Below are 25,737 nucleotides of genomic sequence, written 5' to 3' on the forward strand. Positions count from 1 at the left end.
TGCGCTGCAGATCGTCGATGCAGCGGTACGGCGTCTCGGAGACATAGCCGAGCGGATTCCAGCGTGCCGAGCGCTCGCGCTCGGACAAGGGATCGAACAGGTGCACCTCCTGCCCGTGGGCCGCTCGGAAGCCGGCCGTGCGCGTGAAGTTCTCGCCCTTGATGTCGCTGACGACGGCCGAGCCGGGCCAGTTCAGCAGGTTGGGGATGACCACACCGATGCCCTTGCCGCTGCGTGGCGGCGCCTCGAGCGCCACGCCCTGCTGGCCGGGAAGCACCAGGTAGCGATTGCCCAGGCGCCCGAGGATGATGCCGTGCTCGTTCAGGAGGCCCGCTCGCGCGATCTCGCGGCGGCTTGCGAAACGTGCCTCGCCATGCAGCGGCCGGCGACGCGGCAGCATGGCGATGCCGACCAGGCCGAGCATCAGGCCCTGGGATCCGGCCAGCGACGCAATCAGGACACGGCGCACCTCCGGGCGCTCACCATGGGCTTGCCAATACTCGTGAAGGGTCAGCAGCGTGGCGCGCTGGTGCGGCAGGTTCATCGCGATCAGGAACGCCTGGCCGGCGACGTACATGCCGACCAGCGCCGCCACCAGCAGCGCGACCGCGATCCTGAAAGGGCTAGGCAGGCCGTCAGATCCTGGCGCCAGGGTCATACCAGATCTCCCGCACAATGCGCCGCAGCACGCCGTCCCTGCGCTCTCGCGCGCACTGCACGACGATGTCCACGCTCATCTGGGCCAGCTCCACGCCGTCGCGCGTGGTCATGCCATGGCCCGCCTGACTGCGCTTCATCAGCTGCGCCAGGGCCACGAAGGCCATTTCCGCGCTGTCCGCGTGCACACTGGTGATCGAGCCGGGGTGGCCGGTGTTGACGGACACCAGATAGTCGTAGACCTCTTCACCGGTGCGAAGCTCGGACACGAACACCCGGTCGGGGCGTTGACGCTTGGCACCGGCGAGCAGCTGGCCGGGCGTGACCTCGGCCTGCCCCTGGGCGCCTTGCGAATAGAAGAGCCTCACGTGGTTGGGCTGGTTGCGCAGCGACAGCTCCTTCACATCCTCGATCGTGATCAGGCGGTCCTCGGATGGCACCTCGAGGATCAACGCCTTGGCGACCGTGGTCTTTCCCGAGCCGGTGGCGCCGGACAGAAGGATGTTCTTGCGAAGCTGGACGGCGCGCCGGAGGAAGGGCACGAACCGTCGGCGCGCGAGAAGGCCCGCCAGTTCACGGTCTTCGGGCGCCAGGCTGGCCTGTTGAGCTTGCCCCGCCGGCGCACTGCGCGTCGTCTCGAAGATCTGCAAACTCTCCAGCTCTTCGAGAGTCCAGAGCGTGTTCGAGGGACGCCGGATCGTGATCGAGACGGTCCGGTCCAGCGTCGCGGGCGGTAGCACGATCTGGATTCTTTCACCGCCCGGAAGGGTTGCGGACAGGAGCGGCTCGTTGGCCGAGATGCGCTGCCGCGTGAAGTTGGCCACGAGCTTGGCGATGGACATGCACCAGTCGAAGCTCGCAAACGGCAACGCCTCGTGCGTCCAGCCAGACTGCCGTTCCACGAAGGCTGCACCCGGTTCGTTGATGCAGATCTCGGTCACCGCTGGGTCGTCCAGCAGGCGGCCCAGCGGGCCCAGAAAGAGAGCAAGCGACGACGGCGGCTCGGCGGGGGCCGCCTCGGGCGCGTGCGCTCGCACCGGCTGTTGGCCCCCTGCGGCGGCGCCGGCCTCGCACTCAAGGGTTGGCCGGTTCGGCTCGAAGCGCATAGACGCTCCTGAAATCCACGTCGCGGGCGACCAGGATCTGGATCCGCTCACCCTGGTTCTTGATGACGGTCGGCGGAATCGAAACGGTGCTGCGCAGGACCTCCGTGATGACGTCGCGGCTACCCTGCGGGCCTAGCACCACGCCACCACCGCTGCCGACAGCGGTGCCGCTTTGCTGACGGGCGGCGATCGTCTGCATCGTGCCGTCGATCACGGAAATCAGAACCGCGGCACCGAAGCGATCCCAGAAATGAGTGTCGACAAAGCCGGGGAGGCCGCTGCGCCCCAACTCGTCGGTGCCCGGGGAGGCCAGCTGGACCACGACGCCCGTGGGCGTGCGTGCTTCGTTCCAGACGATGAAGACACGGCCCTGTCCCTGTCGCGGCGTTCCACGCTGCTCGCCGACGTACTTGGTACCGCGCTCCAGCAGCACAACCTTGCCGTCTGCCCCATAGACGTCGCTGGCGCCGATGCAGGTGGTCATGCCTTCGTAGGTGGAATCGACAGCGGTTTCCAGCGTGCAATCGATGAACGCGCCCTTCGGCAAAAGCATGCGCTGTGTCGACAGGATCTGGGCGACGACCGCTGGAGTTGGCGTCGGGCGGAGGCTGGCGGAAAGCGGGCTTCCGCCGAGTGTCGTCGGAGTGGCAGGGGGCGATTGCAGCGCATCCATCAGCTGGGCCATGCTTGGCACGCTCCCGGCGCCCGGGATTGCTGGATCTGCGAACGCATGCGGCGAGGCGGGGCCGCCGGGCTGAGTGGCCTGGGCGCGCCGAAGCACGGGGGTGCCCAGCTGCCGTTCCAGTGCAACCTGCTCGGGTGTCTTCTGTGTCGGGGCACCGTTGGCGCCATTCGCCGTTGGCGGCGGGGCGGGAGGGGCGGCGCCCGCTGCCGCTTCCGGCGCTGCTGCCCTCGGCGGATCGATGCGGCCGAGCGGCGGAACCTTCATCTCGCCGCCGGCGCGTGCGGCCGCCGCCTTTCTCGCGTTCTCTTCGGCCTCCCGGGTCTTGGCATATTGGGTGTTGTAGTACCAGAACAGGAATCCCGCGCCCAGCAAGATGATTGCGGCCAGCGCCAGAAACCCGCTGATGCGCGACTGGACGGATCGCTCACGGTTGACCGATGGGATGACGCGCTCGCCCTCGATCGTCGGGCGCTCGTCGGCTGCCATGGACGCCTTGTCCTCCGAAGCTGCGGGTCGCCGCGCCGACAGGATCTCTCCGGTGCCCGGATCGATCTCCGTCGCTTCGACGCGTTCCTGGGCACCAGTCCGGGACGGGCGGTGGGTCTCGCCTATCCAGCTCATGGTCCATCCCCTGCAGTGATGCGCCGCACGCCCGTGGCGCTGGTGTTGTTGGAGGTTCGCGCGCCGCCGCCGACGAAGGACCGGTTGACCACGCAGCCGACCAGACCACCGCGCCGAAGCACGAAGCGGTGCGCCACGCGGTGGATCACCACCTCGTCCGCTTCGACGTTGAAGTTCAGCAGCGATTCAGACCCGTCGTCGTTCTGGACGAACATCGCCGGAAACTCGGAGCGCGCATGAAAACGCAGGCGCGTTTGCACACCGTCGTCATGGGCACTCACGGGTTTCAGCGAATCGCTCCCGCAGAACCAGTAGTTGGAATTGCGTGGCCGATCGGCCGCCCCTTGGCTCATGCGCGCATGGGCGCGGCGTTGTTCCTCAGTCGCGGCCGCCGCCCGTGCCTCATCCTCCGGGTAGCTGAACCGTATCGAATACACCATGCGTCTGGTGGCAGCGCCTACCGGCGCGACGGAGGAGACGGTGTAGTCGAAATGGTAGGCACGCCGGTTCGTGAGGACGGTGAAGTTGGTCGCGGCGCGCGCTTCCTTGGGCTTGATGAAGAAGTGGTTGCGCTCGGCCCCGATGTCGAAGGCGCCGTTGTCGCCGGCGCCGAGGTTCACGAACTCCTCGCCTTCGGCAAATTGCAGATGGATCTGGTAGCCCACGAATCCTTGCAAGCTGATGACGTCCTCCGGGTGGTAGGCAACCACCCGGACCCGGGCATCGACCTTGCCGGCAGCAGGCACGGTGGCGCTTCGGCCGTACGGTGCAGCGAGCGCGAGACTCGCTGCCAGGCCGATTGCCGACAGAGATTGACCGAGCACGCGGCGGGAGGTCATCGCACATCCTGGCCGCCGGGTGCAGCGGCAGCGGGGGCAACCTCGGGCTCGCGGCGATATTCGATGACGCGAAAGCCCAGGGGGTTGAGCGAACGAGTTTTGTGGTCCGTCGATGGCGGAACATAGGCGAACTCGATTGTGGAAACCCAGTGGCTGGTCTGCTCCACCCCGGTGCCGCCTGCACGCGTCGCGCGGGTGAAGCGCACTTGGGCCAGCTTGTCCTTCCCGCTCTCCAGCTTGAGGAAGGTGACCGACCGCACCTGCGCGCGGATGGAAGTGCCATCCTTGTAGGCATTCAGAGGCGAGGCCGGGTTGTCCGTGGCCCACAGGGCTGCCCACTCCTGGTTGAGGCGAGGCGAATTCTGCGAGGCAACCAGCTCGTAGTCCGCTTCCGCGGTGCCGTAGAAATAGCGCTCGCGCGCGATCACGTAGTTCTGGAGCAGGTTGCGTGTCACGACCTGCTCGATGTCGGTCGTGCCTTCGTATGTGGGAACGATGTCGACGATTCCGCTGCTGCCGTCGACCCGGATGAGAACGGGTACCGGCTGTTTCAGTGGAGTGAGCCCACTGACGGCAGCGACGGCAAGTACTGCGATCAGTGTCGCGGCCACGGCCACGGTCCAAGCAAGCCTGGTTGATCGCTCCGCCCGGCGCGCGCGGTCGAGTTCCCAGCTCCGGGCCTCCAGCACGTAGTTTTCAGGGGCGGCGTTCTGGCGCATCGACCGCTCCCGGTGAGGAAACATCGCTCGAGATGTTGATCGGTGTGAGGGGCGCTTCGCAGTCCGGCGGCATGGGCGGGCGAGTGCCGCATGCAACAAGAAGAAGGGCAAGCAGAGAAAGGATGATCGAAGGCTTCATCTGAACACTCCAGCGCTACCGATTGCGCGAGAAGCTCGGCATGACCTGCTCTCTGGAAAGCACAGTGCCGCCGCGGCGCGCAGCGCCGACACTTGCAATTGAGGCCACACCCGCGCCGATGCGATGGCCCGCGAGCCGGCGGAACGAGTCCCACCGACTGCCTGGCTCTCGCCGCAGGCCGTCCAGTGCGCCGCGGCCGAACTCGTAGCTAGTGCGCCTGGCGCCTCCCATTGCCCACCGCGCCAACCCGCTTCCGAGTCCGAATGAACTCAGTGCAATCCCGCTCGCAAGACCGGCTGCAATAGACATGATTTGGCGCATCACCAGCAGCACAAGTGAAGAACACAGCACCATGTTCAGTGCGTCTACGGTCACAATGGCCGCGCCCCTAGCTGCGGTCTGGGTCGCGTAGGAAGAAACAACCTGAAGCATGAGGCTCGCTACCAGCGAGCTTAGGACGGCAACCAGTGCATAGTTGGCCATCTGCGCTATCCACGCCTCGAAGAATCGCCGCGTGGCCTCGAAGAAAAGCAGGCACATGAAAACCGGCCCTAAAGCTAGGATCAATGCCAACGCGAGCTTGGATAAAACAAGCAGGAAAAACGTGTAGACGGTGACGCCTCCGATGATGAAGTAGACGATGGCTCCTGCCAAATAGAAGCCAAAGTCACCGTTCAGTACCCCGCCCTTGTTCCAAAGGTTCGAAGCAACGGTCCCGCCTTTTTCCCAAATGGTGTCGATCACGGACACGGGGTTAGATGCCGCGGTTATCTTGGCAGCCAGTTGGGTTGGTGCATTAAAGAATGTGTCGACGATGACTTCGTTGTAGAGCCAGAGTCTCAGGCCGACGCCAAGCACGATCGCGATGAAAAGTATGCGCTTGACGCCTTCCCATATCGGTTCCTGAACTCTCCCGGTCAGGCTGAGGAATCCCCAAATCATCACGTATATTGTCGCGAGCGTTACCACCGCTGGCTCTATGGCGCTAGCCACGGCCGCCGTTTTTGCCGCGAGGTACTCCGTCAATTGGGAGGTCAGCCAAGTCCAGAACTGCTGGAAAAACATTGCTCGTCCTATCCAATCGTCACTTCTCGGAGTCACTAGCAAGTGGCATCGTTGGACGAAATCGATTTTCGAAGCTCCCGTGCTCGACGCTTGGGGTTACTGGCTCGCCCGTTTGGGACGGCACAGAGCCGAGCGGTACCGTTGGCGTCGAGTCATGTTTCAGCAAACAATAGGCGCCCCCTGTAGCAAGTACCGTGATCACGGCGATGACGATCAATGATCTGGACATGGCGGTTCAGGGATTCGGAACAAATCTTGCGTTGAAACCGCCATGGCCTGAAATGACTTGTTCCCGAGTGCGTTGCTGGTGCGCAGCTTCCTCGGCTCTCGCAATCTGATAGAGGCTCTGCAGCTTTGTCTGTTCGTTCGTGAGCATGTTCTGCTCGGCCTGGATCCTCGCCTGCAGGTCCTGGATCGCCTTGGGGTCCTGCGCGGAGGCGATGCGATCGATCAGCACCTGCAGGGCCGAGAAGCGCTGGCTGGTGCTCTGGTATGCGTTCTGCGTCATTCCTTTGAGCAGCGCCGCTGACTGTCTCCCCTGCTCGACGATCAGGCGCAACTCGGGACTGAGCGCCTGCATCTGTGTTCCGGAGAGGATGCTGTTGGCTTTCATGATCGACTGCACCTGGCTGGCCAGCCCGGCATAGCTCGCCGATGAGCCGTTGAGCGTGTGCATCAGTTCGCCGTAGCTCGGAGGCAGGTAGTTGCGCGCGAGGTCCGAGGTCGGCAGCAGCTGCTCCATGCCTCGGCTTCCGGTCATGGCGTTGTGGGTCTGGGTCAGCTGGTCCTTCGACTCCTTCAGCTGGTCGTACTGCTTCTGCATCGCGGAGATTTGCTGCTGCCAGTACATGATCTGCTGGATCAGGTTGGCGACGGCCGCCATGTCAATGACCGGGATTCCGGCGTTCGCGTGCAGCGGTGCGAGCAACGCCGTGGCTGCAAGGAAGAGGGAAACAAGGAATCTAGGCATGGGAGATCTCCTGGTGTAGGAATGAACGGGAAAGGCCATTCGCAAGCGCTCTGCGGAAAGGCGGCAGCCATTGGCCGGGATCCGGTCCGCAGATCGAGATGAGCTCGCGCATGAGGCGGACGTTGCCGGTGCGCCCGGAGATGACGTGCAAGGCGTCGTCGAAGCCATGGAGATCGAGCTGCGCGACCACGCTGACGTGGTTCTGCTTGATGAGGAACTGGCGGGAGCCGGGCTCGAGCTCCTGCTTGATGAGCGCGAACTCCCGGTCCGTCAGGTTGAAGCCCCGGGTGTATTCGTCGTAGTCCGCCTCCGGATTGGGGAACAGGATCTTCGTCGGCGTCTGCTCGACGATCGCACGGGCGATGCTCGAATCGAGCACATGGCTGGTGCTTTGGGTGAAGGTCGCGATGTTCGCGTTCTTCTTGCGCCAGGTCTCGAGGCCGTTCTTGGCAAACTTTGCAAAGGCCGGATCGCTCAGCAGCTTCGCGAATTCGTCCATCCAGCAGACCAGCGGGCGCCCGTCGACCATGCGGTTGACGAGATGAAAGAGGTACAGGGTCAGCGGCGCCCGGACGATCTCGTTGTCCAGGAAGTCGGTCACGTCGAAGCCCACCAGCGCGTGGCGGGCAAGCAGCGGGGCCACGTCGTCGCGATCGTTGTCGAAGACCCAGGCATAGTCGCCGCGCTCGGAGGCACACCATCTGCGAAGGCGCGCGTGCACTCCCTCCGGATCGGTGATGTCGAGGAAGGCGGCGAGCCGGGACAGGCGCCTGAACGGGGGATCGAGCTCCAGGGTGCCGCGCAGCGCCTGATCGAGGTCGTCTTCCTGACGGACCGTGAGCGTGTCGCCCGGCGTGCGCATCACGAGGCGCCGGAGCCAGTGCCGCATGAACTCCACGTTGTCCGCGATCGAATCGTCGAGCTGCAGCGGATTGCAGCCGGTCGGTGTTCCGTTCTTGAGCGGGAGGTACTGGCCGCCCAGGGCCCGCACCAGGATGTGAAGTCCTTCGTCCTTGTCGAAGATGATCTGGGTGGCATCGAGGCGATTGCGGATCGCCACCATGCAGAAACCCAGCAGCGTGGTCTTGCCAGTACCGACCGGCCCCACGCCCGTGATGTGTCCGACGTCGCGGCGGCTGCCGCCGTCCGGGCTGCGCGGGTCGCTCGCATGCAGCGAGAAGTAGTAGGGCGAGCCCGCGCGCGTCGTGAACATGGTCAGTGCATCGCCCCAGAAGTTGCCGCTTGCCCTGCCGGTCGGGAAATTGTGGAAGGGTGACATCGCGGCGAAGTTGCGGCTGGTCACGGGCGCCTTGCGGCTGCGGTAGCCGAAGTTTCCCGGCAGCTGCGCCCAGAAGGCCGCCTCCAGCGCGAGGTCCTCGCGCGCCACCACCATTCCCGCGTCGGCGAGCAGGTAGCGGGCGCGCGCGACGTTGTCGTTGAGCTGCTTCAGACGGGCCCGTCCACCGGCCTCGCCGGCGCTGTCGCAGGTGTCGTCCAGCACATGCAGGCTGAAGTGGTGGTCGCCGACCACGAAGCGATTGCTCACGAGGTCGTCCAGCGCCTCCTGGAGCTCCTCGGCCTGCGAGACCGCCAGGTCGCCGGCAGCGGCCATCCGGTGATGCTGGCGGCTCATCATGTCCGTGGCCGTGCCCTTGGCCAGGAAGGTGAAGCTCTGCGTGAGCACGAAGGGGAAGGGCGCTGTCAGCAGGGCGCTGAACATGCCCGGCGCGGTCGGCGTCGGGTATTCCTTGATGCCGAGGAAGGCCCCGATGCGGGTCTGGGTGCCGGTGCGGTATTCCATGGCCTCGTTGCCGAAGAAAGGCCGAGTGGTCGCCAGAACCTCGTTGAGTGGCGCGCGCGGCAGCGGCATGCGCTGCCATTCCCCGTTGACCAGCAGGCCGTGAAATTCAACGAGGGAGGAGAACAGCATCTTCTGTCCCGGCAGCCGGTAGGTGCCCAGTGCTTCGGGGTCGTAGCGTTCGAGCGCTGCGAGCAGTTCCTGGCGCAGCTTGGTGCATGCGTCCAGGGCATCGCGCAGTTCCGCCTGCGCACCCTGCGGGTCTGCGCGCTTGAACAGCCGCCATGCGGCGTTGGCGATGCGGGTCGGCTGCGGCCGGAAGACGACCGACAGGTACAGTTCGTTGACCATCAGCCGCTCGCCGGCGATCTTGCGGCGATAGCGCTGCTCGACCTCGTCGGCGAATCCGGGCACCGTGCGTCCGGCCGGATAGCCTGTCTCGCGGCGGCGGATCACGTGGGCCCAGAGGGCCAGGTTGGGCGAGGCGATGTTGCGCCAAAGGACATTGAGCCGCTCGTGCCAGCTGTTGATGTCCGCGTCGTCGGCGCTTTCGAAGCTCGTGCCGCCCAGGCGGAGCGTCTGCACGTAGTCGCCGGCACGTGTCAGCGCCACATGTTCGTCCACATGCGCCGAAAGCGGAATCATCGACGCGGCGGCGGCTTCGCGGCGCAGCGTGTGCTCGGAGCGTGACAGCAGCTTCATGGCTCGATGCGCGTCAGGCAATGCTCACCGGCGGTATTCGCGCGCGGCGATGCCCGCGCCAGTCGGGCATGTCCAGCGCGAGGGGACTGTACGAGTTCGCGCGCCAGAGCCGCAGGTTGCCGGCAAGCAGGGCCGGCAGGCGCGTGCGGCCCCAGAGCTGCAGGAGATCGAAGAAGCGAGGCTCGTACAGACAGACCAGGTAGAGCATCCCGTGGATCGGCACGAAGGCCAGCAGCCACGCGAGGTTCTTGGTCACGATGAACGATTCGGTCGTGACGAGGATATTGAACATCATGGCCGAGTAGGTGACGCCCCAGACCATCGAAGGACGCGTCATGCCGATGAACAATGGATCTGCGACGATGCCCTGGTTGCGACTCATGGACCGGTCCTTTCAGACGCCGAACAGGCCCCGGATCCAGGACACGATCTGAGGGCCACCGAAGACCAGCACAGTGCCGATCACGACGGCGACCATCCACCACCAGCTCAGGCGTCCGAACCAGGCCATGGCGCCGGAGACCATCACGGCGACCGCCGCCAGCGGTGTCAGGATCGCGACGAGTTGCTGCTGGGTGGCGTTGGCACCGGTCGCGAACGGGCTGCCCGCCCAGGCGACCTCGGCAGGCACGGCGGCAATGAGCGAGGCGAGGAGCAGCCATCCGGTCCATCGGGCGCGGATGCGTTCTCCGGCGGGGCGTTGCAGGTGGATCGGACATGCGGTCATGGCTTGATTCCGGTCGGTCGAGTGGAAGATCCCGCGGGCAGTTGCGCAGGCGCGGGCACATGGGAAAGCGCAGCAGACGGCGCGGTTCGCCGGCTGCCATAGACGTCCCACCAGGGTCCCGTCGCCTCGCGCTTGCCGGCATCGGATGCACGCCTGGCAGGTTGTGCGGCCATGGGTCTGGCGGCCGCCGCCCGGTGGGCGGGATGAGACGAAGCAATCTCTCGCCGGATGGCCGCGATGTCTCCGAGCGTGCGCACGCGCTGTTCCTCGAGCTCGGCCGCCGCCTTCGGGTCGGACGCGGCGAGGCGCTCGGCCTTGCGGCGCTCGAGACCTTCCAATTGCGCTTCCGACTTTTTGAGCTCTTCGCGAAGGATCTCGATGCGGTCGTGGTCGCGCGCCGCCTGCTGCTGTGGGCCGACGCTCTGCGATGCGCCGGGCTCCGCATGTGCCAACAAGCCGGTGAGGACCAGCATGGAAAGCCAGGCCGAGCGTCGGCCTTCGTCGGTGGCATGCCTGCGTTGAACATCGATTGCTTGCATGGAGCGCAATGTCCGTCTCGGCCCATGCGTGTGTCGACTATGTTTTTTGATAGTGGTGTCGCAAAGAGCGGCGGGGCGATATTTCTTGCGCGATGTGGCGGCGGCCGGTCCGATCGCGGTACGGCGAGGCTGCTGCGCCGGGCGCCGGGCCAGTCCCTGCCGCATGTTCAGCAGCACACGGTGAGGCGTGCCACTGCAGTGCGACAGCGCTGCATCTCGCGTCGAGGCCTGAGGAGCAAGTCATGGGCAACGTGGTCATCTTCGGCAACCAGAAGGGCGGCGTCGGTAAGTCCACGCTGGCGGTGCTGTATGCATGCTGGCTGGCCGATGTGCAACGTCACTCGGTGTGCGTGATCGATCTGGACGCACAGGCGAACAGCTCGAAATCGTTGAGCCGGTGCTCGGCGATTGCCCAGGCGGTGGAACTGTTCGACCGGGACATCGGCGCGATCGCCTCGCCGGTCGCTCAGACCATTGCGCTGGTGCCGGGCAGCAGGAAGCTGGCCGATGTCGAGCTCGCGAAGGCGGACCTCGTGATCCCCTTGTTCCGCAGCAACGTGATGCGCCTCGCGCAGGATTTCGATTCCGTCGTGATCGACACGCCGCCGGCGCTGGGCTTGCGCATGAGCGCAGCGCTGATCGCCGGCGATGCGGTCGCCTGTCCGATCGAGCTGGAGGAGTACAGCATCGATGGCGTGGCCGACATGCTCAGGACCGTCTTCGGCGTCAGGCGGCGCTACAACCCGCAATTGCAGCTGGCGGCCATTTTGCTGAACCGGTTCAACCCGCACTCGCTGCGGCAGAAGGCCGCGATGCAGGATCTGGCCTTGAACTTCCGGGAGTTCGTGATACCGGCGCGGATCTCGATCCGCTCGTCCATTCCCGAGGCGCTGGCCGCGGGCGTCCCGGTGTGGCGGCTGCCCAAGAGCGCGGCACGCGAGGCGAGTCTCGAGGTGATGCGGGTGTTCGAACTGCTGCAGCAACGCATCGACGCATCGAACGCTTCCATGTCGGCGGGCACGCAGGCATGAAGGCACCCGGCGGCCTGGACCTGAGTGCGCTGTCGCAGTTCAGGGCGGCCGATCTGCTCACGGGCGAAGCCGCGCCCGCGAGCCCTGGTACACCGATGCAGGTGGCGCTCGAACGCATCGACTTCGACCCCGGCCAGCCGCGCCGCCGCATACGGGTCGAACGCATCGAGGAACTGGCCGAATCGATCCGCGAGCATGGCGTGCTGGAGCCGGTGTCCCTGCGATGCCATCCCGAGCATCCGGAACGGTACATCGTCAATCGCGGCGAGCGCAGGGTGCGCGCGGCGCGCCTGGCCGGCTTGTCCTGCGTGCCGGCGTTCGTGGACCCTCGGGTCGACCCCTTCGCACAGGCGGCGGAGAACCTGCACCGCGAGGACATGTCGCCATTCGATCTGGCCGCCTTCATCGCCGAGCGGGAAGGGGAGGGCCATTCGCGCGCCGAGATCGCGCGCCGGCTGGCCAAGCCGCGCTCTTTCATCACCGAGGCTGCGCGGCTCAGCGACGCGCCGGTGCAGTTGCGGGAAGCGGTGGAGGCAGGCCGGCTCGGCGCGGATGTGCGGGCGCTCTACCAGTTGATGGCCATCGCGCGAGACCGCCCGCAAGAGCTCCAGGAACTGCTCGCGCAGGGCGGGCCCATCGGACGTGTCCGGGCAAGCCATCGCCGCGAAGCGCCCGAGCCGGTTTCCGGGTCGGCCGGGGCGTTGCCCGGGGGCGGGATCCCCAGGGCCCACAGCGGCGGCCGCACCGTGCTGGTGGTGGAGCATGGTGGGCGGCGCGGAACATTGCGATTCAAGGCAAAGGACGGCAACGTCGGCGAGGTCCGCTTCGGCGACGGCACGCATGCCTTGGTGCCGCTGGCCGACTTGCGGCTCGTATGCTGGGCGACGGAGGACTAGCCTTGCGGGCTGGCCGGCGAAGCGCGGCAAGGGTCTCGCTGCCTGCACCGGTGCGCCGGGTCTGCTAGGCCGCGCCCGCAGCTTTCATCGTCGCGTGGCGACGCCGGTAGTCGCGCGGCGTCATCCGCAGCTCGCGTACGAAGGCCCTTCGCATCACTTCCTGGGACCCGTAGCCGCACTGCGCGGCGATGGCCTTGAGGGGACGCGTGCTCGTTTCGAGCAGGCGACGGGCAGTGTCGAGGCGGATCTGCTGCACGCCACGCCCGGGCGAGAGACCGGTCGCGCGTTCGTAGAAGCGTGCGAAGGAGCGCGTGGACATGTGGACCTCACGCGCCAATCGGGCGACGCTGAGCTTCTCCTGCAGATGTGCTGCGATCCACCGATGCAGCGCGCTGATCCGCGCGTCGGGGGCGGCGGGCTCGAACGGCATGCGGCGACGGCGCGGCAAGCCGCAGCGGCGGCTGCGCGGTCCCGGCATGCGCGAGGCAAGCGTCTCCGCAAAGGCAGCGCCCCGATCCTCCTCGATCCAGGACAGCGCCAGGTCGGCGCCCTGGCCGGGCTCGATGACGCGCCAGCTGGGCGTTTTGTTGCAGGCCGTGAACAGGTCCGGTCCCTGCCCGCGACAGCGCAGCGCCGGCGGCGCTGCGCGCTCCTGCCGTCGCACGGCGCCGACATGCGGCACGGGCGGCAGCAATGGCTGAGCGCCCAGCGCGGCGCGGCGGCCCACGCGCCGCCGGTTGCTGGAAAGCCATTCGCGCAGGCGCTGCACGCTCGCTGGTCCCGCCGAGCCCGGCGCGGGTTCTCCACTGATGAACAGCGAGCTCGCCCGACCGGCGAGCCGGCGCGGCAATGCGCTCGTCGACAGTGCCACACCGCTTGAACTCAGGGTCTGGCCGCTCCCGGGAGAAACGAGCCGAACGTCGTAGCCGGCGAGCCTGTGGCCTGTCCTGCGCAGGGAAGCATTGGCGGCCTTGAAGACCGCGAGCATGCGGACGATGTCGAGAAGAAGAAAGCCGGGGAGCAGCAGGAACCAGACCTTGTGCATCATCGTGAGAAGCCAACGTGGGGGAGGGTTCAGACCGCAATCCCCCGGGCCTGGGCTCCGCGCCAGCGCGCGATGCGCAGGCCCGCGAGATTGGCAGAATTGGTGGTGAATTTTGCCTCTGGGTTCCGCGGGGGGCTTCTAGACTGTCGCACCCTTGCCTCCTTCACCCGCCCGGGCCGGCGCGACGCGCATGCCGCAGGCAGGCGCAGTGCGGGCCGGTTCAGAAAGTGAGGCCGCAGGCCCTGGCGCCTGCGGGCCGCCGCCGGTGGGAGTGCCAACGGCGCGTACGACGGAGGCGGGGGTCCGACGATGCAGGAAGTGCACCTATGAACGAGTGGACCCAAGATGTTCTCGTTCGGTTGAACGAGGCAAGCGAACCATCCCAGGTGCTCGCGCAGGTCAGCGCGGCAGCCAGGCAGCTCGGCTTTGAGCACTGCGCCTACGGGCTGCGCACCCTTGTGCCCTTCACCCGACAGAAGACTTTGATGTTCAGCACCTACGATGAGCGGTGGAGCCACCGGTACATCCATGCGGGATATCTCCACGTGGATCCGACGGTCGTCCACGGCGTGCACAGCGGGACGCCGGTGGTCTGGAGCAACGAGGTCTTCCGGAATGCGCCGCAGATGTGGGACGAGGCGCGCTCGTTCGGCTTGCGCGTCGGCTGGGCGCAATCGGTCACCGAGCCCGACGCGCGGGTCGGCATGCTCACGCTGGCCCGGTCGGGCGAACCGTTGACGGCTTCGGAGATGTGCGCGAAGGACCTCCTGCTCCAGTGGCTTGTGATCCGGGCTCATCGCGCGTTCTGCCGCCTGCTGGGCGGCAGTCCGCTCGCGGGGATCGAGCCTCTGACAATGCGGCAGGTGGAGGTGCTGCGCTGGACCGGCGACGGCAAGACGAGCGACGAAATCGCGGCCATCCTCTGCATCTCGAAACCGACAGTCGATTTCCATTTGAGGAATGCAATGGCCAAGCTGGGAGCTGCCACCAAGAGCTCGGCCGCGGCGTTCGCTTCGCGTCTCGGGCTCCTGAACTGACAAATGCCGGAGGCCGCTGCATCCTTCGCAATCAGCCGATCGCGTCAGTGTCGCGGTCCCGGCGCGGACACCAGTGCTTGTCCACGTTGATGAGGCAGGCGAACAGAAGCTGGCCATCGACCCGCACCGGCGGCGCCGCGCGGTATGCGGACAGGCCTGCGCGACGCAGGATGCGCTCGATGCCCAGCGGCGAGGCGCTGATGATCCGTCGTCCGCCCTTCCTGGCGACGGTCTGCATCGCGACGCTCAGCATGTCCAGCGCGAGCGACCATCCATGCGGATCCTCGCCTGTCCCCAGCCGCTTCCCGTCGGCAGCGGCGAATCGCGACAGTTCCCAGATGTCGGATGAGCACGGTGCCGGCGTGTCGCCGAGCAACTCCGGGAAGACGCTGGCCAGCAGATACGGGCGGTGCGTGGGCAACAGGCGGCTGGTCCCGACGATCTCGCCCTCGGGACTGCGGGCGATCAGATAAATGGTGTCCTTGCGGTCGAATTCGTCGAGTTCCAGCCGGCCGCGCGTATGGAGTTTCCAGCCCAGCTTCTCGACAAAAACCTCGTGCCGGTAGCGCGCCATGTCGAACAGCACATCGGCCGAGAAAGAGTCGATCGTTCCCGCAATGATCTCCATGAGGTCACCTCGCTGAATGAGGCCGCATTACAGCCTGATGACGGACACCGGAGACACTGTCAGAGTTGATAGGGTGGCGGCGTCCGAACCCTTCGTTGTTGCGTGCCGTTGCTCGCGTGCCCTCCATGGGCGCCTCCACGAACACGACCGCCTGGTCCCAGGAGCCCGGACGCGATGTTCTCAGGCGCCGCAAAAAAGGAACCGGCGATGCAGACGGCGCCGCTCGGCGCGGCCCGCGAACATGCTGCCTGTCCTGAAAATTGCATGTTCTCGAGCTTGGATCCGGCGCGCACGCTCGCGCGTGCGCGGGAGCAATGGCGAGATCGGGGCAGGCCGGCAAGTGATTTTTGCCCTGAGGTGCGAGGCATCGACATTCGCCCCGGTGAGCCTGATCTGTCGGCCCGCCCCAGCGGGCGAGGGGCACTTCCTCCAGCGGCACGGCCCAAGCAGAGGCTCACGGGATGAGCCGCTGATGCTCACGCTGTTGTGCGACCCTGTGTTGTTTTCGTCAGGGGGTCGTCCTGACAATCTTCCGCGCGCATGAACCGAGCTTGAGGAAGCGCGTAATAAGAAGCTTAAAAGCTACTTATTACAGACGATGCGAGATCGCGGCCCCGAGTTCCGAGGCCTCAGCCCCCGGTGGATCCACATCATGCGGCGCGGATGCCCCCGCTTTTGCCGCACTAACGGAATCGGCGTGCTATGGAGCATTGATGCTCCATAGCATATCAAAGGGGTGAAATAGCTGCAAATTCTTTCGCATCTATGAATGGAGCTTGACGGAAGGAGTGTCGATTGCCATGCTATGGAGCATATATGCTCCATAGCACAGCACTACAGTGCAGCCACGTCTTTTAGTTCTGCATACAACCCAAGGGGGTTCTGCGTGGTAAATCGCTCGCGCATCCAGATCGCCAAGCCAGACATCGTTGCTCGCTTGAACGAAAAAGGGCCACACGTTCTCAAGTATCGCGAGATCGGCGCGATTCTTTCTGCCGAGCGGCGCGGGTGGCGGTTGGCGCAAAAGACGACCATCGACGAGTTCATCGGCTTCCTCGCAAAAAGCGCCGACCTCCAAGCGTTCGAGTTCGATTTCCCCAACAGAGTGGAAAAGCTCTACGTCTGGGGCCGTGTGCCGACCTTGGAAATGTTGCTTCACTTGAAGGCGAACAGCTACTTCAGTCACTACACCGCGGCCCGCATGCACGGCCTCACGGAGCAGATTCCAACGAGCATCTACATCAGCCACGAGCGCTCCACCGAAACCCCTCGCGCAGATGTCGACCAGGCAGCGATCGATAAGGCCTTCGCCCAGCCTGCCAGGGAGACTCAAAATGCAGTGACCTTCGGTGACCGGCGGATCGTTCTTGTCAACAGCGCAAAGACCCTCCAGCTCGGCGCCGTGACGCAGACCGTGAAATATGGCGCTGGAGAAGACGCGACTGTTCGTCTGACCAACGTGGAACGAACACTCATCGATGCGGTCGTGAGGCCTATCTACACAGGAGGCGTCTTCGAGGTCGCCAAGGCCTTCGAACTGGCCAAAGAACAGATCTCGGTCAATGGCCTGTGCGCCATGCTGAGGAAATTGAATTTCATCTATCCCTATCACCAGGCAATTGGCTACTACATGGAGCGCGCCGGGTACCGGCCCAGGCAACTCGACCTGGTCAGAAGCTTCCCCATGGAGCACGACTTCTATCTGACGCACGGGATGACGGATTCCGAATATGTGAAGCAGTGGCGACTTCACGTTCCGCGCGGTCTCTAGTGCCTGGCGGCGAGGCGCTCGGTCAGGCCCGCAGCGATGCGCACCACATAGTCGAAGTAGAAATCGAAGCTTTCGAGTTCAACGTCGGGACTCACGGTGGCAACCACCGCCGGGAAGTCCTGGCGGGGAAACTCCCTGTCGTTCTGGAGCAGGCCGAGCCATTCGACCGGTACGCGCTTGAGGCGGAACATTTCGACCAGCATGCCGATCGTCTCGTCCGAGCAAACGTCCAATTTCAAGGTCTCCACCAACGTGTGGATGTCGATGAAATCCCGTGCTCTCGGACTTCCCGGCCTGGTCCGTTTGACGACGGGCTTGTACTCGTCCATCTGCTGGCAGAGCGCTCGCAGCTTCTCGCACACGATCATGGCCGGTGAGTAAACGTAGATTCGATAGCCATCGAGATCAGCCTCCTGCTTGCCGTCGGTGTACTCGAAGCGGCTGATGTCAATCAGGAACTTCTTGCCTTGCCCGATCGAGACGGCATTGCGACGGAGTGCATCCAGGTCACCCTTGTGCTCGCTGAAAAATGCCGCATCCACAAGCTTGAACTCGACCGTGTACCCACCCCAAAAGCCTGCCAAGTCTTCGGACAGGGTGCCAGGCCGCTCTTCCATCTTGATGTCGAAGGCCTCGTAGGCCGCAGCCCTGAAAGTTCTTTCCGGCGCCGCGCTGATGCGCTTGAGAGTGGCTTCCACGCCCTCAGGGAAATCGTGCTTCATCGAGAAATCGAGATCCACCGACGCACGTGCGCTGAGCCGGTGGATCAGCGCCATGGCATTGCCGCCCTTGAGGACCAGCTCCTCCAGCAACTCATCGTCCGAAAACATGGCCATGACCGCCAGCCGCTTGATTTTTTCGACGGCTGCCGCCTCTGCTGTCTTCTCGACCTTGTTCTTCGCCATGGCTGTGGGTCCTTTTCGTGGGACAACCGAACCGGTGAAACCGTCCGTTGCAGGTGAACGACTCCGGATCGCAACGGCGGGCGTTCACAACCGCTCGGCCCCCAAGCTCTCTTGCTGGCAATCGATTTCCGGGCCGCCCCCCGCCACTGGCGAGGGACCCGGTCGGCTCGTTCACGGTCGACGCGCCGACCGGACGGTGAAGGCACCGGCTGCGACGATCACGACCACGCCGACGGCGGCATCGGGTCGGGGCATGTCGCCCCAGACCGCGTAGCCCAGCAGCAGCGCCCAGACGATCAGGCTGTAGCGAAAAGGCGTGACGACCGAGAGATCGACGCCGCGGCAGGCCACGATGAGCGCGTAGTTGCCGAGGGCGGCGCAGCCCGCGGCCGCCGCGAGCATGCCGAGTTCATGTCGCGTGAGCGGCGCCCAGCGTTCCACGAGACCCAGCAGCAGGCCCGCCAGGCACACGGCAAGCGTCGTCGCCACGGCGATGACCGACGACGAGATGGCGGCGGGGATGCGCCGCGTCACCAGATCACGCGCGGCCAGCGATGCCGCGCACAACAGTGCACAGGCGAGGCCTGCCACAGGGACCTCGGACCGCACGGACGGCTGAATCACCAGCAGGACGCCGGCGAATCCCGCCACCGTCGCGAGCAGCCGGTCCGCGCGCCAGGGTTCCCAGCGCAGCGCCATCGCAGTGGCGGCGATCATCAGCGGCGCGGTCATCATCAGCGTGCTGACCGTGGCGAGTGGCGCAAGCGACAGGGCGACCACGGAGGTGAGGGCGGTCGTGATCTCGAGCCCGCATCGCACGCCGACGATCGGACACAGTGCCGTGCGCCAGCCGGCGCGCGTTCCGCGGGCGAGGGCCAAGACGAAGAGGGTGGCGAAGGCGCCGCGGACGGCCAAGACCTGTCCGGGCGGGAGGCTCTGCGCTGCCAGCTTCACGAACACATCGTTGAGCACGTAGCAGCCCATGGCCACCAGCATGAGCAGGATCCCGCGGCGATCTGCCTGCGCGCTAGCCATTGCCGGACGCAGTCGGCGGTCGCGTGGGGGTGGTCTGCGGGACCGTGGGCGCGGGCGGCGGCCCGGGGGGCATCGGAACGCTGGGCTCGCCCGCGGCACTCGCATCGGGCGCCATGCCCGGCCTTGGACCGAGCGGTGCACCGCAACGCCTGAGGACGTCCCACAACGCCTGCGCTTTCAGAACGATCTCCTCGACCTCGGCGTCCGGATCGGACATGGCGACGATGGCGCCGCCGGCGCCGATGGAGACGCGGCCGTTGGCCGACACCAGGGTGCGAATCACGATGTTGAGCTGCGCCGCGCCGTTGAGCGACAGATAGCCGATGCTGCCCGAGTAGATCCCTCGGGCCGCTTCCTCGAGCTCGTCCAGGATCTTCATCGTGCGAACCTTGGGTGCACCGGTCATGGAGCCGCCGGGGAACGCGGCGCGGATGCAGTCGACCGCACCCAGCTCCGCACGCAGCCGGCCCCGGATGGTGCTGACGAGCTGGTGCACGGTGGCATAGGTCTCGACCGCGAACAGGCTCGGCACGTGAACGCTGTCGATCTCGCAGACGCGGTTGAGATCGTTGCGCAGCAGGTCAACGATCATCAGGTTCTCGGCGCGAGTCTTCTCGTCGGCGACCATGGCGTCCGCGATCGCCTCGTCCTCGGCCGGCGTCGCGCCGCGTGCGGCCGTTCCCTTGATGGGCTTTGATTCCACATCTCCTTCGCTGGAAATGCGCAGGAAGAGTTCGGGCGAGGCGCACAGCACGGCATAGCCGCCGACACGCAGGTAGGCCGCGTAGGGTGCGGGGTTGTGCCTGCGCAGGACCCGGTAGATCTCCAGCGGGCGGATGCGCCCTTCGCCGACCAGCTGGTTCGTGAGGCAGACCTCGTAGGTCTCGCCCTGAAGGATCTCGTGCTGGCAGCGCAGGATGAGCTCCCGGTAGATCGCCAGGTCCTTCTGCCAGACCAGTGAATGCAGGTCGCGGGCAGCGTCCGCGCTGTCCTCCGGCACGCTCGCCTGTGCGCCTTCGAGCCGCGCGCGCATGGTCTGCATCCAGCGGCGATTCTCGTTGCACGGTGCGGCCTCATCCAGGCACACGATCCAGACCTGCTGCTCGACGTGGTCGAAGGCGAGGAAGCGGTCGGCGAGGATCCACATCGCGTCCGGCGTGTCCGCTTCGTGGGCACGCGCACCGTCCAGCTCCCGCTTGAGCTCATAGCCGAAGTAGCCCACGAAGCCGCACGCGAAGTCGAAGGGGAGTGCAGGGCCTGCAGGCGGCTCGCCGGGCAGGTGATCGCGAAGGTAGTCGAAGATGCTCTCGTCACGCACCTGGACGACGTCGCCCCGGCGCACCATCAGTTCACGCGGTGCGGTGCGGTAGTTCAGCACCTGGGTGCGCGGCCCGGTGGCGTCGCCCATGAAGGAGAAGCGCGCCCGCCCGGGCTCGGCCAGGCTGCTGTCCAGCCAGAAAGCGCAGTCGCGCTGTGCGAACGTGCCCATGAACACGGCCTCTGGATCGGCCGCGGTGTCGATGCACTCCGCGTGCAGCGACAGCGCCTGCGGGCCTTCGAAGCGCAGCACGGGGCCGAAGCGATCGTGTGCGTTTCGTTGGGGCGCCTGGGCGAGCCACGCCTGCGTCAGGTCCCTGAAGTTGCGCAGCAGCCGCGCGCCGAATTCGGTGCAGATCGACTCCGGATGGAACTGCACCCCCCACCAGGGCAGGGCGATGTGACGCAGGCCCATCAATGTGCCATCGGATGTCCAGGCGAGGGGTTCCAAGGATGAGGGCAACTGCGTGACCGCGAGGGAGTGGTAGCGCACCGCCTCGAAGCGGTCCGGAATGCCGGCGAAGAGATCGCGCTGCGCGTGCGAGACGCGGTCCAGGCGTCCATGCATCGGGCGCACCGCCAGGTCGACCCGGGCGCCGCAGTGGTGGGCGATGGCCTGGTGGCCCAGGCAGACGCCGAGCAGGGGCTTGCGCGAACGCTGCAGCGCGTCCGCCGAGATGCCGAGGTCGGCGCGCCGCTGCGGACGTCCGGGGCCCGGCGAGATGACGATGTTGTCGAAGTGCATGCGCTCGACCTCGTCCCAGTGCCTCTCGTTGTTGCGCAGCACGATCGGAGGCTCGCCGTTGCAGGCCGCCAGGTACTGGTAGAGGTTGTAGGTGAACGAGTCGTGGTTGTCGATCAGCAGCGTGCGCATGAGAGGCTCCTTGGCCGAAGGCGGGCTGTGCATCGTTGAAGAATCTGGTGGAAGTCGCTACTGCGCAATGTGCTAGTTGTGCGGGCCGATAATGCGAATGCACGCAGCGCGCTTGCCGCCCGCATGTCCGGGCCGTTCGCTCTTCCGCGGTCTTCCATTCCAGCCGCTCGGCGTTGTGAAAGGGGGCGGGCGAGCGGCAGAGCCTGACAGCCCAGACGGGGGCCGTGATCCCCACAGGATGCACGCAGTCCACGGCCACGGTGAGCGTCGCCTGGACAACCACCAGCAGCCCCAGCACCACACCGCCGGCGGCTTGCTGGGTGGACACGCCGTCTAGCGCCGCGAGGGCGCCACGCTCGCCTTTGCTCCGAGCAGGTGGCCGAGCGGCAGCGCGACCTCCGACTTGATCTCGCGCAGCACGATGCTCGAGCGCACGTGCGTGACGCCCGGGAGGCTGAAGAGCACCTCGTGCAGGAAACGCTCGTAGTGCTTCATGTCGGGCACCGTCACGTGGAGGATGTAGTCCGCGGGTCCCGTGGCGGAGACGCAGCGGATGATCTGCGGGCACGCGGCCACCACGTCCTCGAAGCGCTGCACCATCGCTTCGCTGTGGCGGTCCAGGTTCACCTCGGCCACGGCCGAAACGTGCAGGCCCACGAGTTCGGGGTCGACCCGTGTGGTGTAGCCGCGGATCACGCCGGCGGCTTCCATGTCCTTGATGCGCTTCCAGCAGGGCGTTGGCGAGAGCCCCACCGCCTCCGAAATCTGCTGCACCGTTTGCCGCCCGTCGTGCTGCAGTGCAGAAAGGATCTTGAGGCAATGGTCGTCAAGAGAAACAGAATCAACGTTCATCGCAGTTTCCGAGAGGATTCTTCTTCAAACAAGGGTCTGCGCCAGTGTATTGAAGAAACACTTACTCGGGGTGCGGCAGAACAATTCCGGGCATGAACGCCCCCCACAAGCCAACCGCGCTCCAGCGGCCCGACTACCAGCTTTCCGACAACCTCTGGGCCGATGCCGGCGCGGTCTACATCACCGGCACGCAGGCGCTGGTCCGCATCCTGGCGATGCAGAAGCAGCGCGACGCGGCGCGCGGCCTGCACACGCAGGGCTTCGTCAGCGGCTACCGCGGCTCGCCGCTGGGCATGGTCGACCAGGCGATCTGGAAGGCCGGCGACCGCTTCAAGGAGACCGGTATCCGCTTCGTGCCCGCGGTGAACGAGGAACTCGCGGCCACGCAGGTGCTCGGCACCCAGCGCGTGGAGTCCGACCCGGAGCGCACCGTCGACGGCGTGTACGCCATGTGGTACGGCAAGGGGCCGGGCGTGGACCGCGCGGGTGACGCGCTCAAGCACGGCAATGCCTACGGCTCGTCGCCGCACGGCGGCGTGCTGGTGGTGGCGGGCGACGACCACGGCTGCGTGTCGTCGTCGATGCCGCACCAGAGCGACCACGCCTTCATGGCATGGCGCATGCCCGTGATGCAGCCTGCGAGCGTGGCCGAGTACCTGGAGTTCGGACTGTACGGCTACGAGCTGTCGCGCTATTCGGGCGCGTGGGTCGGCATGGCGGCGCTGTCCGAGATCGTCGAGAGTGCGGGCACCGTGGACCTCGACGCGGTGAACGCGCGCGTGGCCGCCTGGGAAGACGCCGACGCCGTGCGCACCGCCACAGGCCACCGGCCACCGGCGGACGGCCTGCACTACCGCTGGCCCGACCTTCCGTCGCTGCGCATTGAGTCGCGGCTGGAGGACAAGCTCGCGGCCGTGGCCGCGTTCACGCGGCGCAACAGCATCGACCGCCACGTCATCGTGAGCCCGCATGCGAAGGTGGGCATCGTCACCTGCGGCAAGGCGCACCATGACCTGATGGAGGTGCTGCGGCGCCTGGAACTCTCGCCCGAGCAGCTCGCGCGAGTCGGTGTGCGGCTCTACAAGGTGGGACTGAGCTTTCCGCTCGAGCAGACGCGCATCCAGGACTTCGCGCGCGGGCTCGAGGAAATCCTCGTGGTGGAAGAAAAGGGCGCGGTGGTCGAGACGCAGCTGCGCGACATCTTCTACAACGCGCCCGCCGACGCGCGTCCGGTGCTCGTGGGCAAGCACGACCGCGAAGGCCGGCCCCTGGTGTCCGCGCTGGGCGAACTGCGCCCGTCGCGGCTGATCGAGCTGGTCGCGCACTGGCTCGCCGTGCATTTTCCCGACAACCGCGATCTGGGCGACCATCTGCAGCATGTGCGCGACTTCACGCCGCCCGAGCTGCTGGGCAATGCGAGCGATGCCGTCAAGCGTCTGCCGTACTTCTGCGCCGGCTGCCCGCACAACACCAGCACCAAGGTGCCCGAGGGATCGACGGCGCGCGCGGGCATCGGTTGCCACTTCATGGCCAACTGGATGGACCGCAGCACGGCGGGCCTCATCCAGATGGGCGGCGAGGGCGTCGACTGGATCTCGCATGCGATGTTCACGAAGACGCCGCATGTGTTCCAGAACCTCGGCGACGGCACCTACTACCACTCGGGCTATCTCGCCATCCGCCAGGCCGTCGCGGCCCAGGCGACGCTCACCTACAAGATCCTGTTCAACGACGCGGTCGCGATGACCGGCGGCCAGCCGGTCGACGGGGTCATCAGCGTGGATGCGATCGCGCGGCAGGTGGAATCGGAAGGCGTCACCAAGGTAGTGGTCGTGAGCGATGCGATCGAAAAGTACGGCGCCATCAGGAACCGCTTTCCGCGCGGCACCGAGTTCCACGACCGCGCCGCGCTCGACGAGGTGCAGCGGCGCCTGCGCGAGATGCCCGGCGTGACCGTGCTCATCTACGAGCAGACCTGCGCCGCCGAGAAACGCCGCCGCCGCAAGAAGGGCGAGCTGGCCGATCCGCCCCGGCGGCTCTTCATCAACGAGGCCGTGTGCGAAGGCTGCGGCGACTGCACCGTGCAGAGCAACTGCGTGGCGGTGCTCCCGCACGAGACGCCGATGGGCCGCAAGCGCAAGATCGACCAGACCAGCTGCAACAAGGATTATTCCTGCGCCAAGGGCTTCTGCCCGAGCTTCGTGGGCGTCACCGGCGGCAAGCTGCGCCGCAAGAGCGGAGCGCTCGCATCGGGGCGCGATGCCTTCCTGCAGCGCGTGGCCGCGCTGGCGCATCCGGCGCCGCACGCGTGGACCGGTCCCTACGACCTGCTGGTGACCGGCGTGGGCGGCACCGGCGTGGTGACGGTCGGCGCCGTCGTCGCGATGGCCGCGCACCTGGAAGGCAAGTCGGCCAGCGTGCTCGACTTCATGGGCTTCGCGCAGAAGGGCGGCGCGGTGCTGAGTTTCGTGCGGCTGGCCGACACGCCCGAGCGGCTGAACCAGGTGCGCATCGACACGCAGCAGGCCGACGCCCTCCTGGCTTGCGACGTGGTGGTGGGCGCCTCCGCCGACGCGCTGCAGACCGTGCGGCACGGGCGCACGCGGGTGCTCGCGAACATCCACGAGATTCCGGTGGCCGAGTCGCTGCGCAACCCCGATGCCGAGCTGCATGTGGATCTGCTGCTCGAGAAGATGCGCTTCGTCGCGGGCGAGGCACAGGTCGAGACCTTCGACGCGCAGAGCCTGGCCGAGGAGTTCCTCGGCGACACGCTGGCCGCGAACATCGTCGCGACCGGTTATGCGTGGCAGCGCGGCCTGGTGCCGCTGAGCCTGGAGGCGCTGATGCATGCGATCGAGCTCAACGGCGTGGCCGTGGCGGCCAACCAATCGGCGTTTTCGCTGGGCCGGCTCGCGGCGGGCGATCCCGCGGCGCTGGACAAGCTGCGTGCCGTGCCCGTGCCCGTGCCCGTGCCCGTGCAAGAGCAGGCGCAGCAAGCCGACGAGCGCCCGCTGGACGCGCTCGTGGCCGATGCGCGTCGCCATCTCACCGGCTACCAGAACGCCGCATGGGCGCAGCGCTTCGAAAGGCGCGTTCGTGCGCTGCAGGCGGCCGAGTCCGCGCTGCCGGGCGGCGACCCGCGGCTGCCCTTCACGCGCAACGCGGCGCGCAGTCTGCTCAAGCTCATGAGCTACAAGGACGAGTACGAGGTCGCGCGCCTCTACACCGACGGCGCGTTCCTGCGGAAACTCAAGGACCAGTTCGAAGGCGACCTCAAGCTCGAATTCCACATGGCGCCGCCGCTGCTGTCACGCCCCGCCCACGGTCAGGCGCCCGCCAAGATCCGCCTGGGCGCGTGGATGCTCCCGGTGATGAAGTGGCTGGCGCACGGCAAGCGGCTGCGCGGCACGGGCTTCGACCTGTTCGGCTACACGCAGGAGCGCCGGACCGAGCGTGCACTCATCGCCCAGTTCGAGCAGCGGCTCGATGAATTGGCTGCGGCGCTGTCTTGCGCCAACCAGCCTCTCGCCGCACAGATCGCGGCGCTGCCGCTCTCGATCCGCGGCTTCGGGCATGTGAAGTTAGCCAACCTGGCGCTCGCTGTCGAGCGCGAGGCGGAGCTCCTGCACCGCTTCTCGCCGCAGCGTTATCCGCAGCCCCGCAAGGATGCGAAGGCGGGGCAGTTCAAGGGGATTGCGCTCGTGTCGCACTGATCCGCGTGCGCGCAGGACGCGAGCTCGTGGGCCGGTCGAACGAGAGGGCAGGGCTGTTCCGTTCGC

22 protein-coding genes are annotated in these 25,737 nt (G+C 66.3%); 5 read left to right on the forward strand and 17 right to left on the reverse strand.

Annotation, left to right across the window (positions count from 1 at the left end; all coding sequences use genetic code 11):
• The 11 genes from J2X67_RS26585 to J2X67_RS26635 all read right to left on the reverse strand — a co-directional run.
• A partial coding sequence (locus tag J2X67_RS26585; RefSeq protein ID WP_309957951.1) for a type IV secretory system conjugative DNA transfer family protein occupies positions 1–658 on the reverse strand: 658 nt, incomplete at its 3' end.
• Positions 636–1,763 (reverse strand): P-type DNA transfer ATPase VirB11, encoded by a 1,128-nt coding sequence (virB11, locus tag J2X67_RS26590; RefSeq protein ID WP_309957953.1) that lies wholly within the window; start codon positions 1,761–1,763, stop codon positions 636–638. The genes virB11 and J2X67_RS26585, both read right to left, overlap by 23 nt.
• Entirely contained in the window at positions 1,732–3,069 is a 1,338-nt protein-coding gene (virB10, locus tag J2X67_RS26595) for a type IV secretion system protein VirB10 (protein ID WP_309957954.1), read from the reverse strand. Before virB10 ends, virB11 begins: the two co-directional genes overlap by 32 nt.
• Complete coding sequence (locus J2X67_RS26600; protein WP_309957956.1) at positions 3,066–3,908, reverse strand: TrbG/VirB9 family P-type conjugative transfer protein; 843 nt, start codon at positions 3,906–3,908, stop codon at positions 3,066–3,068. Before J2X67_RS26600 ends, virB10 begins: the two co-directional genes overlap by 4 nt.
• A complete protein-coding gene (locus J2X67_RS26605; RefSeq protein ID WP_309957958.1) occupies positions 3,905–4,627 on the reverse strand; it encodes a VirB8/TrbF family protein in 723 nt (240 codons plus the stop codon). Before J2X67_RS26605 ends, J2X67_RS26600 begins: the two co-directional genes overlap by 4 nt.
• A 154-nt stretch (positions 4,628–4,781) precedes the next feature.
• Positions 4,782–5,831 carry a type IV secretion system protein gene (locus J2X67_RS26610; protein WP_309957959.1) on the reverse strand — a complete coding sequence of 350 codons (1,050 nt, stop codon included), beginning with the start codon at positions 5,829–5,831 and terminating at the stop codon, positions 4,782–4,784.
• Between the two features lie 235 nt (positions 5,832–6,066).
• Positions 6,067–6,840, reverse strand: a complete 774-nt coding sequence (locus tag J2X67_RS26615; RefSeq protein ID WP_309957960.1) for a type IV secretion system protein — start codon at positions 6,838–6,840, stop codon at positions 6,067–6,069.
• Positions 6,794–9,301: a VirB4 family type IV secretion/conjugal transfer ATPase gene (locus J2X67_RS26620; RefSeq protein ID WP_309957962.1), complete on the reverse strand. Its 2,508-nt coding sequence runs from the start codon at positions 9,299–9,301 to the stop codon at positions 6,794–6,796. Before J2X67_RS26620 ends, J2X67_RS26615 begins: the two co-directional genes overlap by 47 nt.
• A gap of 13 nt (positions 9,302–9,314) precedes the next feature.
• A complete protein-coding gene (locus J2X67_RS26625) occupies positions 9,315–9,683 on the reverse strand; it encodes a VirB3 family type IV secretion system protein (RefSeq protein WP_309957963.1) in 369 nt (122 codons plus the stop codon).
• A 12-nt stretch (positions 9,684–9,695) separates the two neighbouring features.
• Positions 9,696–10,028, reverse strand: a complete 333-nt coding sequence (locus J2X67_RS26630) for a TrbC/VirB2 family protein (RefSeq protein WP_281148718.1) — start codon at positions 10,026–10,028, stop codon at positions 9,696–9,698.
• On the reverse strand, positions 10,025–10,744 hold the full coding sequence (locus J2X67_RS26635; protein WP_309957964.1) for a hypothetical protein: 720 nt from the start codon (positions 10,742–10,744) through the stop codon (positions 10,025–10,027). Before J2X67_RS26635 ends, J2X67_RS26630 begins: the two co-directional genes overlap by 4 nt.
• A gap of 65 nt (positions 10,745–10,809) precedes the next feature.
• On the opposite strand from J2X67_RS26635, the gene J2X67_RS26640 reads away from it, so the two are divergent.
• Together J2X67_RS26640 and J2X67_RS26645 are read left to right on the forward strand one after the other, a co-directional pair.
• Entirely contained in the window at positions 10,810–11,598 is a 789-nt protein-coding gene (locus J2X67_RS26640) for a ParA family protein (RefSeq protein WP_309957967.1), read from the forward strand.
• Entirely contained in the window at positions 11,595–12,494 is a 900-nt protein-coding gene (locus J2X67_RS26645; RefSeq protein ID WP_309957968.1) for a ParB/RepB/Spo0J family partition protein, read from the forward strand. The genes J2X67_RS26640 and J2X67_RS26645 overlap by 4 nt, the downstream gene beginning before the upstream one ends.
• 64 nt (positions 12,495–12,558) lie before the next feature.
• On the opposite strand, the gene J2X67_RS26650 is transcribed toward J2X67_RS26645, so the two are convergent.
• Complete coding sequence (locus tag J2X67_RS26650) at positions 12,559–13,542, reverse strand: helix-turn-helix domain-containing protein (protein ID WP_309957969.1); 984 nt, start codon at positions 13,540–13,542, stop codon at positions 12,559–12,561.
• A gap of 323 nt (positions 13,543–13,865) precedes the next feature.
• Between J2X67_RS26650 and J2X67_RS26655 the strand changes: the two genes are divergently transcribed.
• Positions 13,866–14,576: an autoinducer binding domain-containing protein gene (locus J2X67_RS26655; RefSeq protein WP_309957970.1), complete on the forward strand. Its 711-nt coding sequence runs from the start codon at positions 13,866–13,868 to the stop codon at positions 14,574–14,576.
• 31 nt (positions 14,577–14,607) lie between these two features.
• Here J2X67_RS26655 and J2X67_RS26660 read toward each other — a convergent pair whose 3' ends face one another.
• A complete protein-coding gene (locus J2X67_RS26660) occupies positions 14,608–15,204 on the reverse strand; it encodes an acyl-homoserine-lactone synthase (protein ID WP_309957971.1) in 597 nt (198 codons plus the stop codon).
• Positions 15,205–16,090: 886 nt separating this feature from the next.
• Between J2X67_RS26660 and J2X67_RS26665 the strand changes: the two genes are divergently transcribed.
• A complete protein-coding gene (locus tag J2X67_RS26665) occupies positions 16,091–16,975 on the forward strand; it encodes a type IV toxin-antitoxin system AbiEi family antitoxin (RefSeq protein ID WP_309957972.1) in 885 nt (294 codons plus the stop codon).
• Here the strand turns inward: J2X67_RS26665 and J2X67_RS26670 are convergent.
• The 4 genes from J2X67_RS26670 to J2X67_RS26685 form a co-directional block, all read right to left on the reverse strand.
• Positions 16,972–17,880 (reverse strand): nucleotidyl transferase AbiEii/AbiGii toxin family protein, encoded by a 909-nt coding sequence (locus J2X67_RS26670; protein WP_309957973.1) that lies wholly within the window; start codon positions 17,878–17,880, stop codon positions 16,972–16,974. The two genes, J2X67_RS26665 and J2X67_RS26670, sit on opposite strands and share 4 nt — an antisense overlap.
• Positions 17,881–18,051: 171 nt before the next feature.
• Positions 18,052–18,915 (reverse strand): DMT family transporter, encoded by an 864-nt coding sequence (locus J2X67_RS26675; protein ID WP_309957974.1) that lies wholly within the window; start codon positions 18,913–18,915, stop codon positions 18,052–18,054.
• Positions 18,908–21,106, reverse strand: coding sequence for an aminodeoxychorismate synthase component I (pabB, locus tag J2X67_RS26680; RefSeq protein WP_309957975.1), 2,199 nt, complete (start codon positions 21,104–21,106; stop codon positions 18,908–18,910). Before pabB ends, J2X67_RS26675 begins: the two co-directional genes overlap by 8 nt.
• A gap of 333 nt (positions 21,107–21,439) precedes the next feature.
• Entirely contained in the window at positions 21,440–21,958 is a 519-nt protein-coding gene (locus J2X67_RS26685; protein WP_309957976.1) for an Lrp/AsnC family transcriptional regulator, read from the reverse strand.
• Positions 21,959–22,050: 92 nt separating this feature from the next.
• On the opposite strand from J2X67_RS26685, the gene J2X67_RS26690 reads away from it, so the two are divergent.
• The gene (locus J2X67_RS26690; RefSeq protein ID WP_309957978.1) at positions 22,051–25,671 is read left to right on the forward strand and encodes an indolepyruvate ferredoxin oxidoreductase family protein; all 3,621 of its coding nucleotides are present in this window, start codon (positions 22,051–22,053) and stop codon (positions 25,669–25,671) included.
• Positions 25,672–25,737: the final 66 nt, after the last annotated feature.

This window comes from Variovorax sp. 3319, assembly GCF_031456585.1.
Taxonomy (GTDB): domain Bacteria; phylum Pseudomonadota; class Gammaproteobacteria; order Burkholderiales; family Burkholderiaceae_C; genus Variovorax; species Variovorax paradoxus_P.

What these genes read in the sequence shown, in the direction of transcription:
- pabB (WP_309957975.1), bottom strand. Translation starts at nt 21,106, where the DNA reads ATGCGCACGCTGCTGATCGACAACCACGACTCGTTCACCTACAACCTC.
- J2X67_RS26610 (WP_309957959.1), bottom strand. Translation starts at nt 5,831, where the DNA reads ATGTTTTTCCAGCAGTTCTGGACTTGGCTGACCTCCCAATTGACGGAG.
- J2X67_RS26600 (WP_309957956.1), bottom strand. Translation starts at nt 3,908, where the DNA reads ATGACCTCCCGCCGCGTGCTCGGTCAATCTCTGTCGGCAATCGGCCTG.
- J2X67_RS26645 (WP_309957968.1), top strand. Translation starts at nt 11,595, where the DNA reads ATGAAGGCACCCGGCGGCCTGGACCTGAGTGCGCTGTCGCAGTTCAGG.
- J2X67_RS26605 (WP_309957958.1), bottom strand. Translation starts at nt 4,627, where the DNA reads ATGCGCCAGAACGCCGCCCCTGAAAACTACGTGCTGGAGGCCCGGAGC.
- virB10 (WP_309957954.1), bottom strand. Translation starts at nt 3,069, where the DNA reads ATGAGCTGGATAGGCGAGACCCACCGCCCGTCCCGGACTGGTGCCCAG.
- J2X67_RS26625 (WP_309957963.1), bottom strand. Translation starts at nt 9,683, where the DNA reads ATGAGTCGCAACCAGGGCATCGTCGCAGATCCATTGTTCATCGGCATG.
- J2X67_RS26690 (WP_309957978.1), top strand. Translation starts at nt 22,051, where the DNA reads ATGAACGCCCCCCACAAGCCAACCGCGCTCCAGCGGCCCGACTACCAG.
- J2X67_RS26630 (WP_281148718.1), bottom strand. Translation starts at nt 10,028, where the DNA reads ATGACCGCATGTCCGATCCACCTGCAACGCCCCGCCGGAGAACGCATC.
- J2X67_RS26660 (WP_309957971.1), bottom strand. Translation starts at nt 15,204, where the DNA reads ATGGAGATCATTGCGGGAACGATCGACTCTTTCTCGGCCGATGTGCTG.
- J2X67_RS26620 (WP_309957962.1), bottom strand. Translation starts at nt 9,301, where the DNA reads ATGAAGCTGCTGTCACGCTCCGAGCACACGCTGCGCCGCGAAGCCGCC.
- J2X67_RS26650 (WP_309957969.1), bottom strand. Translation starts at nt 13,542, where the DNA reads ATGATGCACAAGGTCTGGTTCCTGCTGCTCCCCGGCTTTCTTCTTCTC.
- J2X67_RS26655 (WP_309957970.1), top strand. Translation starts at nt 13,866, where the DNA reads ATGAACGAGTGGACCCAAGATGTTCTCGTTCGGTTGAACGAGGCAAGC.
- virB11 (WP_309957953.1), bottom strand. Translation starts at nt 1,763, where the DNA reads ATGCGCTTCGAGCCGAACCGGCCAACCCTTGAGTGCGAGGCCGGCGCC.
- J2X67_RS26640 (WP_309957967.1), top strand. Translation starts at nt 10,810, where the DNA reads ATGGGCAACGTGGTCATCTTCGGCAACCAGAAGGGCGGCGTCGGTAAG.
- J2X67_RS26615 (WP_309957960.1), bottom strand. Translation starts at nt 6,840, where the DNA reads ATGGCCTTTCCCGTTCATTCCTACACCAGGAGATCTCCCATGCCTAGA.
- J2X67_RS26670 (WP_309957973.1), bottom strand. Translation starts at nt 17,880, where the DNA reads ATGGCGAAGAACAAGGTCGAGAAGACAGCAGAGGCGGCAGCCGTCGAA.
- J2X67_RS26685 (WP_309957976.1), bottom strand. Translation starts at nt 21,958, where the DNA reads ATGAACGTTGATTCTGTTTCTCTTGACGACCATTGCCTCAAGATCCTT.
- J2X67_RS26675 (WP_309957974.1), bottom strand. Translation starts at nt 18,915, where the DNA reads ATGGCTAGCGCGCAGGCAGATCGCCGCGGGATCCTGCTCATGCTGGTG.